Origin of the sequence: Desulfobulbus sp. (genome assembly GCF_030824455.1) — a bacterium.
In the GTDB taxonomy this organism is placed as follows: domain Bacteria; phylum Desulfobacterota; class Desulfobulbia; order Desulfobulbales; family Desulfobulbaceae; genus Desulfobulbus.
Window position 1 is genome coordinate 55,147 of sequence record NZ_JAVBXR010000063.1, and the last position, 14,535, is coordinate 69,681.

12 protein-coding genes are annotated in these 14,535 nt (G+C 61.6%); 10 read left to right on the forward strand and 2 right to left on the reverse strand.

All coding sequences use genetic code 11. From position 1 onward, the window contains the following. The first annotated feature begins 98 nt into the window (after positions 1-98). The 10 genes from RCH93_RS08675 to RCH93_RS08720 all read left to right on the forward strand — a co-directional run bounded on the left by RCH93_RS08675 (position 99) and on the right by RCH93_RS08720 (position 13,170). Positions 99-635, forward strand: a complete 537-nt coding sequence (locus RCH93_RS08675; RefSeq protein WP_306547961.1) for a transposase — start codon at positions 99-101, stop codon at positions 633-635. 124 nt (positions 636-759) lie between these two features. Then, entirely contained in the window at positions 760-1,905 is a 1,146-nt protein-coding gene (locus RCH93_RS08680) for a GGDEF domain-containing protein (protein ID WP_306547962.1), read from the forward strand. 515 nt (positions 1,906-2,420) lie between these two features. Beyond that, a complete protein-coding gene (nuoE, locus tag RCH93_RS08685) occupies positions 2,421-2,876 on the forward strand; it encodes an NADH-quinone oxidoreductase subunit NuoE (RefSeq protein WP_306547963.1) in 456 nt (151 codons plus the stop codon). Beyond that, a complete protein-coding gene (nuoF, locus tag RCH93_RS08690; protein WP_306547964.1) occupies positions 2,873-4,726 on the forward strand; it encodes an NADH-quinone oxidoreductase subunit NuoF in 1,854 nt (617 codons plus the stop codon). The genes nuoE and nuoF overlap by 4 nt, the downstream gene beginning before the upstream one ends. 63 nt (positions 4,727-4,789) lie before the next feature. Then, positions 4,790-7,303, forward strand: coding sequence for a sulfide/dihydroorotate dehydrogenase-like FAD/NAD-binding protein (locus RCH93_RS08695; RefSeq protein WP_306547965.1), 2,514 nt, complete (start codon positions 4,790-4,792; stop codon positions 7,301-7,303). A 47-nt stretch (positions 7,304-7,350) separates the two neighbouring features. Continuing rightward, the gene (gltA, locus tag RCH93_RS08700; protein ID WP_306547966.1) at positions 7,351-8,799 is read left to right on the forward strand and encodes an NADPH-dependent glutamate synthase; all 1,449 of its coding nucleotides are present in this window, start codon (positions 7,351-7,353) and stop codon (positions 8,797-8,799) included. Between the two features lie 252 nt (positions 8,800-9,051). Further along, a complete protein-coding gene (locus tag RCH93_RS08705) occupies positions 9,052-9,561 on the forward strand; it encodes an O-acetyl-ADP-ribose deacetylase (protein ID WP_306547967.1) in 510 nt (169 codons plus the stop codon). 39 nt (positions 9,562-9,600) lie between these two features. Next, on the forward strand, positions 9,601-10,038 hold the full coding sequence (locus RCH93_RS08710; protein ID WP_306547968.1) for a gamma-glutamylcyclotransferase family protein: 438 nt from the start codon (positions 9,601-9,603) through the stop codon (positions 10,036-10,038). Between the two features lie 74 nt (positions 10,039-10,112). Further along, a complete protein-coding gene (locus tag RCH93_RS08715; protein ID WP_306547969.1) occupies positions 10,113-11,813 on the forward strand; it encodes a hydantoinase/oxoprolinase family protein in 1,701 nt (566 codons plus the stop codon). Between the two features lie 46 nt (positions 11,814-11,859). Continuing rightward, a complete protein-coding gene (locus tag RCH93_RS08720) occupies positions 11,860-13,170 on the forward strand; it encodes a histone deacetylase (RefSeq protein ID WP_306547970.1) in 1,311 nt (436 codons plus the stop codon). 156 nt (positions 13,171-13,326) lie between these two features. Here the strand turns inward: RCH93_RS08720 and RCH93_RS08725 are convergent, their stop codons facing one another. Further along, a complete protein-coding gene (locus tag RCH93_RS08725) occupies positions 13,327-13,752 on the reverse strand; it encodes a TM2 domain-containing protein (RefSeq protein ID WP_306547971.1) in 426 nt (141 codons plus the stop codon). Beyond that, positions 13,719-14,535: glycoside hydrolase family 3 N-terminal domain-containing protein (locus RCH93_RS08730; RefSeq protein WP_306547972.1), on the reverse strand; the 817-nt coding region annotated here is incomplete at its 5' end. The genes RCH93_RS08725 and RCH93_RS08730, both read right to left, overlap by 34 nt.

A 14,535-nucleotide genomic window follows, 5' to 3' on the forward strand; every position in this document is an offset into this window, starting at 1 on the left:
CCGTGGCCGGATAATGGATGGTCACCCATAGCAAGGTAGGTTGGGGTGAGGAACGAACCCCAACCTTGTACATTGTGTCATGAGACCGGAGAGATGCAATGCGGTACCGGCGCGCAAGGGTTGATGGCGACTCCTATTTTTTCACCGTGAATCTTGCGGAACGGCGCCAATCCCTGCTGGTAGAATACATTGACGTCCCCCGTAGGGTTGTCGGCATGGTGAAAGAACGGCATCCCTTCACTATCGACGCCATGGTGATTTTGCCTGAACATCTGCATGCGGTGTGGACTCTGCCGCCAGGGGACGCGGACTACCCCAGACGGTGGATGCTCATCAAAACGGAGTTCTCGCGGCATATCCCCCAAGGGGAAAGCCGGACCGCCAGCAGGGCGAGCAAAGGAGAACGCGGCATCTGGCAACGCCGGTATTGGGAACACCTCATCCGAGACGAAGGGGACCTTGCCAGACATGTGGATTACATTCATTTTAATCCGGTGAAACACGGCCATGTGCCCCGTGCGGCGGATTGGCCCTATTCGAGCATCCACCGGCATATCGAGGCGGGGATGATTGGCCGCGACTGGGGCGCGGGTATCTGCGAAAACGATAAAAAGGACTATGGCGAGAGAGAATGATGGTGTTGGGGTTCGTTCCTCACCCCAACCTACGCGCTGACCGGACTATCGCGGTATAAACTCCAACCTTTCTTCCGACCTAAAGATAAGAATGTCCCCTATCCTTGACATAAGAACTTTGGTTTTGATCTACGTAGGCGTCTGTATCGGACAGGCGGTGGTGCTGGTGTATTTGTGGAGTGTTCAGCGAAACTATCCGCCCGCAAAGGATTGGGCCATCGGGTCATTGATGTTTGCCATCGGCTTATTCTTGTTCGCTCTACGCAATCAGGCGCCGGTTATACTGACCGAGATCGTCTCGAATCTCTTCCTGCTGCCTGGCCTGATGCTCTTCAATTTTGGAATCGTAAAAGCATCGGGCCGAAAACCATCACTCGGTTTAGGACTTGCGTTTTGTACCTTAGCCATTGGAACCTTGGCATGGTTTACCTTTGGCTCAAAGAATTATCCGGCAGCGGTGCTCACGCAAAATTTGGTTTTTCTGACGCTCGACCTCTATACCGCCTACGCCTGTTTGCAGGCGAAAACAACCAAGGGCAACCACACCTTCCGAATCCTGGGATTTCTGTTCATCGTTCTGGTATTGGCCTGCTCCTGGCGGGTGGCGGGTGGGGTCTTTGATCTGACGTTCTCGTTCTCACCAACACTGCCACGCTTGTTTTGGATCGCAACGTCACTGATCAGTTTCCCGATGATCACGGTGCTGCTGACGTTGCATACATCGCAAAGGCTCCAGGAGGAAATCCACGCTCAAGCCCGTCATGACACATTAACGGACGCCTACAATCGCCGTGCCTTTACCGAGTTTGCCGACAAGGAATGGTCCAGAAGCGTGCGTCATGGCTATCCGCTCTCAATTCTTTCGGTCGATATAGATCACTTCAAGGAATTCAACGATCAGCACGGCCACCAGACCGGTGACGACGCCCTGGTTCAAGTGTCGAAATCTGCTCAGACGTCATTGCGATCCAATGATATTTGGTGCCGTTATGGCGGCGAGGAATTCATCGCCTTGCTTCCCAACACCACGATAGACCAAGCGATGGTGGTTGCGGAACGGCTGCGGCAGTCGGTGGAAAGCACAACGATTTCATCGTCGAGTGATACGCTGCGTGTTTCGGTGAGCATAGGGGTGGCAGAACGCTCATCGAACCATTCGAGTTTGTCCGAGGTTCTGGCGATTTCTGATGCCGCGCTTTACAAGGCAAAGGCTGCCGGACGAAACAGAGTCGTCGCCGGTGGTCGCGAAGAGCAAGGTAGGTTGGGGTGAGGAACGAACCTCAACCTTGTGCCATGAGACCGGAGCAATAATTCGGGCGACACTATACTTAATTCCAATCGGGAAGAGCGGCGGCGCAAATGCCGACAACCTTGCTGACAAGCCCCTGAGCTCAAGCATTGAGGTGCGCCCATGGTACGTATTCCACAAATAGAGAGCCAACCCATCCAGGAGAAATGCTGATACAAGGCGAGTGGGCAACGTATCAGGCTGAGTTTCATTCAGAGCCACATCTATAAGTCAGTGACCACCTTTATAGACGATCCCCGGTTGCCAACGGCAAACCCCGTAAGACCTTGCCGGCATAAACGAGGCCGGATCGTGCCGCGCGCGCGCTGGCATGCGGCAAAGGCGTTGCGGCTCCGGCCTGTTTGCTTTGCGCTCTTCCCCCGCCCTTTTTTCCGTTCTTGACAAGTTTTCCCCACAAGGATAAGGAAAGGGCCGTCTATCTGTTTTTTCCAAATGCAACAGCGAATTACCCGACATGCCGCCATGGAGCCCGCATAATGTCTGAACAATTCCCCCTGGAAACCATTCTTGCCAACTTTGGCCGAGAGCGAGACAATCTCATTCCGCTGCTGCAGGAAGTGCAGGAGCGGTTTCATTATCTCTCCCCCGAGGCGGTGCAAGCGGTTGCCGACCATCTGGAACTCTCCGAAAACGACGTCTACGGCGTGGCCACCTTTTACGCCCAGTTCCGCTTTGTGCCGCCCGGCCTGCACCACATCAAGGTGTGCGAGGGCACGGCATGCCATGTGCGCGGCAGCGACCGGATTCTGGACGCGATTAGCCGCTCGACCGGCCTGAAACCAGGCCAGACCAGCGACGACGGCGCCTTCAGCCTGGAGCGGGTGGCCTGTTTCGGTTCCTGCGCCCTGGCCCCGGTGGTGGTGGTGGACGACAAGGTCTATGGCCGGATGACCGCCGCCAAAACCAACAAGCTCATTGAGGACAAGAAATGAGTTTCGCAGCGCGACAACAACAGGCCGAGGCCGCTTGGCAGACCTTTGAGCAGCCGGACCGGCTGCGCATCCTCGTTGGTTCGGCCACCTGCGGACGGGCGGCGGGATCGCTTGAGGTGATGCAGGCGTTTGCCGACGAACTGGCCAAACATGGTTTGACCGAGGCCGCCGACATGGTTGAGGTGGGCTGTCTGGGCATGTGCTACGCCGAGGTGATGGTGGAGATTCGCGGCCGGGACGGCAAGCGAGTGCTCTATCAGGGCGTGGAACCCCGACACGCGGCCGCCCTGATCGAGACGCAACTGGTGCGCGGCGAGGTTTATCTGCCGCTGGCCTTGGCGGTAATGACCGGCGTCGACGAAGCGGTTCCGACTTTTGCCGAGCTGCCGATGATCAAGCCCCAGGTGAGGATTGTGTTGCGCAACTGCGGGATCATCGACCCGACCAACATCGACCATTATCTGGCGCGCGGCGGCTACCAGGGCATGACCCGCGCCTTTGCCATGGGCCCGGATCAGGTGATCGAGGAGATGAAAGCCTCGGGCCTGCGTGGGCGCGGCGGCGCAGGGTTTCCCACCGGGGTGAAGTGGGGTTTTGCCCGCAATTCGGTGGCTGATCAGAAATACGTGATCTGCAACGCCGACGAGGGCGATCCCGGGGCCTTCATGGACCGCTCGGTGCTGGAAGGCGATCCTCATGCGGTGCTCGAAGGTTTGCTGATCGCTGGCTACGCCATTGGCGCGAGCATCGGTTATGTTTACTGCCGGGCTGAATATCCCTTGGCTATCGAGCGGTTACAGGGAGCCATCACCCAGATGCACGAACTGGGTTTTCTTGGTGGCGATATTCTCGGCTCGGGCTTTGGATTTGAGATCAAGATAAAAAAAGGCGCGGGCGCCTTTGTCTGTGGCGAAGAGACCTCACTGATGCAAAGCATTGAGGGCAAGCGCGGCATGCCGCTCTCCAAGCCGCCTTTTCCCGCTGTTTCCGGCCTGTTCGGCAAGCCGACCAACATCAACAATGTCGAGACCCTGGCGGCGGTGTCGGCGATCATGGAAAAGGGCGCGGCCTGGTATGCAGGCTACGGCACGGAAAAAAGCCGGGGCACCAAGACCTTTGCCCTGGCCGGCAAGATCAGCCGCACCGGCCTGATTGAGGTGCCCATGGGCATCAGCCTGCGCACCATCATCAACGAGATCGGCGGCGGCGTGCTCGACGGCAAGCAGTTCAAGGCGGTGCAGACCGGCGGCCCCTCGGGCGGCTGCATTCCGGCCCAGTTCATCGATCTGGCGGTTGATTACGAGCGCTTGGCCGAGGTTGGCTCGATCATGGGTTCCGGCGGCATGATCGTGATCGACGAGGAATCCTGCATGGTCGACATGGCCCGCTACTTCCTCAGCTTCACCGAAAACGAGAGCTGCGGCAAATGCGTGCCCTGCCGCATGGGCACCCAGCATCTGCTTCGGATGCTCACCACCATCACCGAAGGTCGGGGCACGCTTGAGCAGCTGGATATTATGCGCAAGATCGGCGACGCCATGAAAAACGCCTCGCTCTGCGGCCTGGGCCAGACGGCGGCTAATCCGGTGCTGACCACGCTCCAGTATTTCGAGGACGAATACCGGGCCCACATTGTCGACAAAAAATGTCCGGCCGGAGCCTGCCGGGCCCTGATCCGCTTCGACATTGATCCCGCCCGCTGCACCGGCTGCGGGGCCTGTCTGCGCGCCTGTCCGGTTGCGGCGATCAGCGGCGAGAAAAAACAGCCGCACGCAATTGATCAGGAGCTCTGCATCCAGTGCGGTTCCTGTCGTCAGGCCTGCAAATTTGCGGCGGTGCTGGTCGACTGACCACCGGCGAATCAAGCGATACCGAGCCCCAGGAGCCAACGGTTTATTTATCAAGGAGATTACATGGGCAGCATCAGTTTGACCATTGACGGCCAACAGGTCGAGGTCGAAGAAGGCGCAACGGTCCTCCAGGCCGCACGCAAGGCGGACATCGTTATTCCCACCATCTGCGACCACAAGGACCTCAATCCCTATGGGGCCTGCCGGATGTGCATCGTCGAGATCGCCGGCGTGCGCGGCTTTCCCACCTCCTGCACCACCCCGGCCGCTCCGGGGATGCAGGTCGTCACCCAGTCGGCGCGGCTGACCGAACTCCGCAACCGCACCCTGGAGCTGATGTTTTCCGGGCATCCCAACAGCTGCCTGGTCTGCATCCACCGCGAGGCCTGCGAGCAGTACCGGCCCAAGGTCACCAAGGCGGCGCGTTCCACCCGCTGCGGCTTCTGCGCCAACCGCGACGAATGCGATCTGCGGACCATGGCCCTGAGCGCGGGCAAGAATGAACTGAGCCTGCCCACCCTGTACGCGTCCTACAATCTGGAACGCGACGATCCTTTCATGGATCGCGACTACAACCTCTGCGTGCTCTGCGGCAAGTGCTGGCGGATTTGCGAAAAGATTCACGGCAAACCGGCAATTTCAATCATCAACCGGGGCAAATGGGCGCGGATCGGCACGGCCTTTGACAAAAGCCACGTCTTTTCCGGCTGCACCTTCTGCGGCGGCTGCATCGACATCTGCCCCACCGGCACCCTGACCGACCGCTTTGCCCGCTGGCAGGGCAAGCCGGAGGCCGACACGCCCTCTGCCTGCATTCTCTGTTCCGAAGGCTGTTCGGTTGTCGCCCAGAGCAAAGGCGGCCAGCTGCTGGCCTACACCATGACCGGGTTCAACAAGGAGGCCGGGCTGTGCGCCCTGGGCCGTTTTGGCGCCGCCCAGATCGCGGCGTCCAACCAACGCCTGATCCGGCCCCTGGTCCGGGAAGGCGAGGATCTGATTCCCTTTGACTGGCAGGGCGCGATTGCCGCGGCCGCCGAAGGGTTAAAGGATTGCGCCGGCGGTGTTGTTCTGGTGATCAGCGCTGCGACCTCGCGCGAAGACCGTTTTCTGTACGTGCAATTGGCCGAGCAGCTGCAAGGCCGGATGCTGCTTCTGCCCGCAGAGGCAGGCGAAGACGACCCGCAGGTGCAGGCCCTGGCCGCAGCGGTGCAAGGCGGAACCATCCGCGCCGTGATTGCCAACGGCAACCTATTGCCAGTGGAGATGATGGCAAAGGTCCCCTTTTCTCTGATTATCGATTGTTTGCACTCCCCTGCTTCCAGCGGCGCCAGCGTGGTGCTGCCCGCAGCGGTCCTGAGCGAATCGGGCGGCACCTTCCGCACCGCAACCGGCGCAATCAAACAACTGGCGGTCAGCAGCCAGGCCCCCGGCGACGCCCTGCCGGAATGGCGGATTGTCTGCGATCTCGCCCAGGCCCTTGGCCTGACGGGTTTTGACTTTGAGCGCGTGGAGGCCGTCACCCCGCTGGTCGCGGACGATCCTGCGCCGGCGCCGGTCAGCGGCGATCCGCGCCAGAACGTCCGCGATCTGATTCCCCGCTTTCGCGGTCATCTCCTGGCCGACGTCGTGTCTGCGCTTGCCGCCTTTGGCCTGCCAACCACTCCGGCGGAGACCAGTGAGGAGACCACAGGCGTAGGTTTTCCCATCCTCGAAAAACGGGAAATCGCCCCCAACATGCATTTCTTCAAGGTCAAAGCCGAGAAGGTGGCCCAATTCTCCCTGCCCGGCCAGTTCGTCATTCTCATGGCCAAGGAAACTTCGGAGCGTTCGCCCTTTACCCTGGTGGACTGGGATGCGGCCGAGGGCACCATTTCGCTGGTGATCGAAGAGGTGGGTCGTTCCAGCCGCGAACTGGCGTCGCTGAAGGCGGGCGATAGGATCGCCCATGTCAGCGGCCCCCTTGGCCTACCCCTGACCATCGAAAACAAGGGCACTGTGCTGCTCGGCGGCGGTTGTTACGGCATCGGCGCCATTTTCCCCCTGGCCCGGGCCCTGCGTCAGGCCGGCAACCGGGTGATCTGCGCCATTGAGGCCTCGTCCGCCTATCTGCTCTACATGCAAAAGGAACTGGCCACGGCCTGCGATCAGCTGATCATCGCCACCAAGGACGGCTCCGAAGGCGTGCGCGGCGGCATTCAGGAGGTGTTGGCCCAGGTTGCAGCCCAGGAGCCGGTCGACCAGTTCATTGCCGTTGGCTGCACCTTCATGATGCGCATGGTCACCGAAATCAGCCGCACCTTGAACATTCCCACTCTGGTGGCCCTCAACCCGATCATGGTCGACGGCACCGGGATGTGCGGCGCCTGCCGCGTTTCCGTGGGCGACAAGACCCGCTTTGCCTGCATCGACGGCCCGATTTTTGACGGCCACGGCGTTGACTGGGACGAACTGGCCTCGCGGCGCAGCGCCTATGCTCGCGAGGAGGTTCAGGCCCTGTCGCAGAGCGTGGATCTGAATGCGCTCATGCACCAGCCCCATGCCCAGAGCCACGGCGGCGGATGCGGTTGCGGCCGATAGATCGATAAAAAATCGCTCAAACGATTGTTTTTCCGGAGTGTTCGCTAATGACGACCAATGAACCGATGCCCGAACAAACTGAAGCAGCCCCCAAAAAAGGCCGAGTGAAAACGCCGCGCCAGCCCATGCCGGAGCAGGACCCGCGCCGCCGCCGCACTAATTTTGAGGAGGTGCCCCGGGGGTACAGCGAAGAAACCGCCATGCTTGAGGCCTCGCGCTGCATCCAGTGCAAGAAGCCCGGTTGCGTCGAAGGCTGCCCGGTCAACATCCACATTCCGGCCTTTATCAAGCTGATTGCTGAAGGAAAATTTATCGACGCCCTGCTCAAGCTCAAGGAACAAACCGCCCTGCCGGCGGTCTGCGGCCGGGTCTGCCCGCAAGAGAGCCAGTGCGAGGCGCGCTGCATCCTGGGCAAAAAGGGCGAGCCCGTGGCCATCGGCCGTTTGGAACGCTTTGCCGCCGACTACGCGCGCAAGCACGGCGGCGTGCCCGATCCGGCCAAGGCTGCACCGACCGGCAAGCGGGTGGCGGTGGTCGGAGCTGGGCCGGCAGGCATCACCGTGGCCGGCGAGCTGGCGCGCTGGGGCCATGAGGTGGTGATGTTCGAGGCCCTGCATCTGGCCGGCGGGGTGCTGATGTACGGCATTCCCCAGTTCCGTCTGCCCAAGGAGATTGTCCAATACGAGGTCAACAACCTCAAACGCCTCGGCGTGACCATCCACACCGACTATGTGATCGGCAAGACCGAGACCGTCGGCCAGTTGATGGAAACATTTGACGCGGTGTTCATCGCCACCGGCGCCGGTTTGCCGGTCTTCCTTGGCATTCCCAATGAAAACGCCATCGGCGTCTTTTCCGCCAACGAATTTCTCACCCGCGCCAACCTGATGCGGGCGATCGATTTCCCCCGTTTCGCCACCTCGCCCATCCGGCCCCGCCGGGCGGTGACCGTGGGCGGCGGCAACGTAGCCATGGATTCAGCCCGCACCGCCCTGCGCCTGGGCGGCGAGTCCACCATTGTGTATCGACGCAGCAAAGCCGAGATGCCGGCAAGAGCTGAAGAAGTGCATCATGCCGAGGAAGAGGGCGTGGTCTTTCATCTGCTCACCAACCCGGTGCGCATCGTCACCGACGCCCAGAACCGGGTCACTGGGGTTGAATGTTTGCGGATGGAACTGGGCGAGCCCGACGCATCGGGCCGGCGACGGCCGGTGGCGGTCAAGGGCAGCGAGTTTGTCATTCCGGCCGATACCGTCATTGTGGCCATCGGCAATCAACCCAATCCGCTGGTGCCGCAGACCGCGCCCGAGATCAACACCAGCAAGTGGGGCACCATCGCCACCGACCCGGTCACCATGATGACCTCCAAGCCCGGCGTCTTTGCCGGCGGCGACATCGTTTCCGGCGCGGCCACGGTGATCAGCGCCATGGGGCAGGGCAAGATGGCGGCCCTGGCCATGCACCGCTACCTGATGGGCGGCGATCCCCCGCAGTAAAGCGGCAAACCGGGAAGCAGGTGCGCAATCCTGCCTGCGATTGCTCCAGGGTAAAACGCGGCGGGCGCAACAACAGGCCGAGCTGTTGCCGAGCCGTGTCGTCTTGCGATTATTGCACTTTTCACCTACCGCTCTGGGGTTCGTGTGCTACAATACCGCATGCAACGGCCGCCCGCATGGCGGTCCATTCGCCTCCCGGCTCTCTCCCCTGCCGGTCGAGGTCGCCTGAACACAGCCTACAAGGAGATCGCAATGATCAATCTGGTTGAAAACGACATCACCACCCTGAAAGTCGACGCCATTGTCAATGCCGCCAACGAGACCCTGCTGGGCGGCGGCGGAGTCGACGGCGCCATCCACAAGGCCGCAGGCCCGGAACTGCTGGAAGCATGCCGCGCCATCGGCGGCTGCAAAACCGGCCAGGCCGTGCTCACCAAAGGCTACAACCTGCCGGCCAAGTTTGTCATCCACACCGTCGGCCCGATCTGGCAGGGCGGCAACCAAAACGAACACGCCCTGTTAGCCAGCTGCTACCGCAACTGCCTGGAATTGGCAGTTAAAAACAACATCCAATCCATCGCCTTTCCCGCCATCAGTTGCGGCGCCTACGGGTTTCCTCTGGATGAGGCGGCCGATATCGCCGTCGACACCATCCAATCCTTCATCGACCGCAACGGCAAGCCCAAGGAAGTCTACGTCGCCTGCTTCCAACCCCGCGCCAAATTCGCCTACACCCAGGCCATTCGCGGACTGGAGGAGTGACGGTATTCCTCTTTCTTTTAGCGCTTAGCCAGCAATTCCATGTCCACCCGACTTGCCTCTTCCCAGGATTTGTTCACCTACGGCTCGCTGATGTGCGAGGACATCATGGCTGAAGTGGCGGGCCTGCGGCTCGGTTGCACGCCGGCGGTTCTGGCCGGTTATCGCCGTTTTCTAGTCAGGGACGAGCAGTATCCGGGAGTGATCGAGTCGCCAACCGGGACGGTCGCGGGCATTGTCTACCATGGCCTTGTCCCGGAGGCCTGGTCGCGGCTGGACCGCTTCGAGGGCGAGATGTACGACCGGCGGCCAGTGACGGTGCGGTACAACAACGACGCCTGCGGCGTGGTCGACTGCTATGTGTTCCGGTCCGAGTTTGCCCACCGACTGACCGCGACCGAGTGGGATTTCGCCGCCTTTCTTCGCGGCGGCAAAGCCCTGTTTCAAAGCCAGTATTGCGGTTTCAATGCGATTGACTGAACACCGGCGCGCACGCAGGGCCGTCGCCTGATCGCCTCACCTCCCCCTTTCCATCCTCCAGGCAAGGAGTTGCCATGCGCATAGGAATTGATATCGGCGGCACCCACACCGACGGCGTGCTCATCGCCGGAACCCGACTGGTCGCCGCCGCCAAAGCCCCCACCAACCACGACAATCTGCTCGAATCGATCAGTGCGGTGCTGCAGGCAATTCTGACCGATCAGGACCCGGCGCGGGTGCAGACCCTGAACCTCAGCACCACCCTGACCACCAACGCCATCGTCACCGGCCGGATCGATCCGGTGGGCATGCTGGTGGTCGGCGGGCCGGGGATCGCGGCCAAGCATTACCGCATCGGCGAGCACTTCCATCTCATCTACGGCAGTCTTGATCATCTCGGAACCGAGACCTCGGCCCTGGATGAACAGGATCTGGAAGAGGCCATCAACGCCTGCTGCGAACAGGGCGTGAAATGCTTTGGCGTGGCCTCGAAATTCTCGCCGCGCAACCCGGCCCATGAAGACCGCATCCGCGAGGAACTAGGCGACCGGGCCGACTTTGTTTCGCTGGGGCATCTGATTTCAGGCCAGCTCAATTTCGGCCGCCGCATCCACACCGTGTACTACAACTCCGCAGTCTGGCGCACTTTCCGCGCCTTTGCCGGCGCGCTTGCCGCCAGTCTCCAGGGCTTTGATCTTCAGGCGGAGGTCAACATCCTCAAGGCCGACGGCGGCGCCGTGCCCCTGACCCGGGCCATGGACGCGCCGGTGCAGTCGATCTTTTCCGGCCCGGCCGCCTCGGTCATGGGCATCCTCGCCACCTGCACGGCGGATGCGGACCTGCTGATGCTCGACATCGGCGGCACCACCTCGGACATCGCCCTGTTTGCCGGCGGCGAACCGCTGCTGGAACGCGAAGGCATTGCGATTGAAGGCCGGCCTACCCTGGTGCGAGCCATCCGGGTTGAATCGATCGGCATCGGCGGCGACTCGCTGATTCACCTCGACGGCGCCGAAGTCAAAACCGGGCCGCAGCGGCTCGGCCCCTGCATGGCCACCGGCGGCTCGGCGCCCAGCCTGATGGACGCGCTCAATGTCCTGGGGTTGGCTGATTTCGGCCAGACCGAGCGTTCCCGCGAAGGCCTTGAGGCGCTGGCGGCCCAGCACCATCTGGAGGCTCGCACCCTGGCTCAGGCTGCGGTGGATGCGGCGCTGAACGCGATTGCCGCCAAGATCGAAACCCTGGTCCGAATGGTCAACTCCAAGCCGGTCTACACCATCCACGAGATTCTGGAAGATCGGGAAATAACGCCCAAAAAACTGATTGTCATCGGCGGCCCGGCAGCGGTGTTCAAGGAGCTGCTGGCCGCCCGTCTGGGCATGGAAGTGATCGTGCCGCCGCTGCACGGCGTGGCCAACGCAATCGGCGCCGCTCTGGCCCGCGCCACCAGCCATCTGGCGCTGACCGCCAACACCTCGCGCGGTCAGCTGTCGGCGCCGATGCTGGGCATCTTCCGCGCCATCCCCCGGGGTTTCAGCCTCCAGGACGCCATTGACGAGGCCAGACGGTTGCTCAAAGCCGACCTCGAACAGGCCGGGGTGACCATCGCCGCCGAGGAAATCCAGATCACCCAGGCCGACGCCTTCAACATGGTGGATGGTTCCTACACCTCGGGCAAAAACATCCGGGTGGTGGCCCAGGTGCGGCCCGCTGTCGTGGCCCGGCTGGAGCTGGACGCCGCCGCCGTTCCCGTCCGCTTCGCCGGTCAATCGTGACCGCCCGCTTGCCTCTTTTTCAACCTTCAGCCTTACAGGTCTTGCCATGCTGAAAGCCGCCTCATCGCTTGGAGTTATCTTCTTTCCCGCCTTTGACTGGGCCATCTCCCCCACCCATCCGGAACGGGAGGAACGGCTCCTGTACACCCAGGATCAGTTCCGCGAAGAAGGGCTGTTCGACGTCGAGGGCATCAGCGAGCACCGCCCCCTGTTCGCCACTGACCAGGACATCATGCGCGCCCACTTCTGCTTTCCCAGCGTGGACGCCATCTGCACTGAATCGCACCGCATCTCCGCCGGCGGGGCCATTCAGGCCGCTCGACTGGTGCTTGAAGGGGAAACCCGGCGCGCCTTTGCCCTGGTCCGCCCGCCCGGCCACCACGCGATGAAGGTGGTGCACGGCAATCGGGGCTTTTGCAACATCAACATCGAGGCAGTGATGGTCGAGTGGATTCGCGCCCACTACGGCGCCAAACGGATCGCCATTGTCGACACCGACTGCCACCACGGCGACGGCACCCAGGACGTCTACTGGCACGACCCGGACGTGCTGTTCATTTCCTTGCACCAGGACGGCCGCACCCTGTACCCGGGCTCGGGTTTTCCCTATGAAAACGGCGGACCACGGGCCCTGGGCAAGACCATCAACATCCCCCTGCCGCCGCGCACCTCGGACGAAGGCTACCTCTATGCCCTGGAAAACGTGGTGCTGCCGATCCTGGCCGACTTCAAGCCGGACCTGATCATCAACTCCGCCGGCCAGGACAACCACTACTCGGACCCGATCACCAACATGCAGTTCTCGGCCCAGGGCTATGCCCGGCTCAACGAGCTGCTCAAGCCGGACATCGCGGTGCTCGAAGGCGGCTATTCGATCAAGGGCGCCCTGCCCTACGTCAACCTTGGCATCTGCCTGGCCATGGCCGGCTGCGACTATTCAGGGGTGCGCGAACCGGATTTCAACGCCGCCGCCCTGCGCGAAGAACCGGAGACCATGGAATACATCAAACAGAGCTGCGGCCCGCTGCTGGACGGCTATTTCCATCCGGCCAGGGGCGATTTTGAGAAACAGGGCGAGTATTTCGTCCGTGAGCGCAAAATCTATTACGACACCGACGGCATCCTGGAGAAACAACGGGAGGAGTTGAAAGACTGCGAACATTGCCGGGGGTTGCGGTTGATCAAAACCAGCAGCAGCCAGATCCTGCCCTGCCTGGGCGTTGAGCTGCCGATTGATTGCTGCCCGGCCTGCGAACGCGAAGGCTACGAGGCCTTCAACCGCAAAGGCGACGAGTTCCTGGTGGCCCAGATGCTGGATCAGAAAAACAAGCAGTTCGCGTACCGACCTAAGGGGTAATTCTGCTTCCATTGCAACAGGTGATCGGTGGGCGCCAACAGCCGCGCCCCGTCTCGTCATCTCGACCGGAGGGAGAGATCTCCATCCTTCGCGAGATTTCTCCTCGCTGTGCTCGTCGATGACCGGGCGGGAAGGTGAGCGGTTGTTGGCGTGGAATCAGAAACTGCGAAAGGGCGAGGCGGCGCCGGCTTGGCCGTTGATCAGGGTGATCTGATCGTTCAGGGTCCACATGTCGTAGATGTAGCCCAAACCAAAGACGCCCAAGGTGAGCAGGTAGAGGATGCCGGTCCAGATCTTGCCCATGTAGAGCCGGTGCACGCCGAACATGCCCAAAAACACCAGCAGCAGCCAGGCGATGTTGTAATCAACCGGGCCGGGAAGGTAGCGGATGTCGGCCTCCTGGTCCATGCCGGGGATGAGAAACAAGTCCACGATCCAACCAATGAAGAAGAGGCCGAGGGTAAAGAAGTAGATGGTGCCCGAAACCGGCTTGCCGTAGTAGAAGCGATGGGCGCCGATGAAGCCGAACAGCCAGGCGACGTAACCAACTACCAGGCTATGGGTGGGGCGAGAGGTTTCCATGGACGTTTTCCTGTGAGGGTTTCTTTAAACCGCGCAATGCGCGCCAGCGAAGAATTTATACGTTGGCCATCGATCCGGCCGCTGTCAAGCAGGTCGAGCACGGCGCGAATTCCCACCTGCAGAGCGTCTTCGCGCGGGTCGAGATTGTTGCCGATCACCAGCACGTCGACCCCGGCGAGCACAGCCCGCTGCACCGCTTCGACCGCGCTCCAGCCGTTGCTGATCGCCCGCATCTGCAGGTCGTCGCTGAACGCCACCCCGGTAAAACCAAGCTCACGGCGCAGCATCCCCTCAATCACCAGGGGCGAGAGGGTGGCCGGCAGGCCGGAGGGATCAAGCCGGCGGTTGACCAAGTGCGCCGTCATAATTCCGTCACTGTAGCCAGCGGCTAGCAGACGGCGATACGGCTCGAGTTCAAGAGGTTGCCAGCAGTCGGTGACGTCGACAAAACCCAGGTGGGAATCGCTGCCGGCGCTGCCGTGGCCGGGAAAATGTTTGAGACAGCAACCGACCCCGTGCCGGTGATGGGCCGCGATCACGGCATGGGCATGGGCGGCCACGGTTGCCGGGTTGGCCCCGAAGCTGCGCTGGTAGCGGCCGATGATCGGATTGTCCGGGTTGAGATCCAGATCCGCCACCGGCGCGAAGTTGAGGTTGACGCCGCACCCTGCAAGCTCAGCGGCCAGAGCCTCGGCATGACGGGCAACTGCCTCCGCGCCCTCCTGGGCCAGATCGGCTGCGCTGCGCGAAGGCGCAAATCCGTCGCGCTCCTTTAATCGGCAG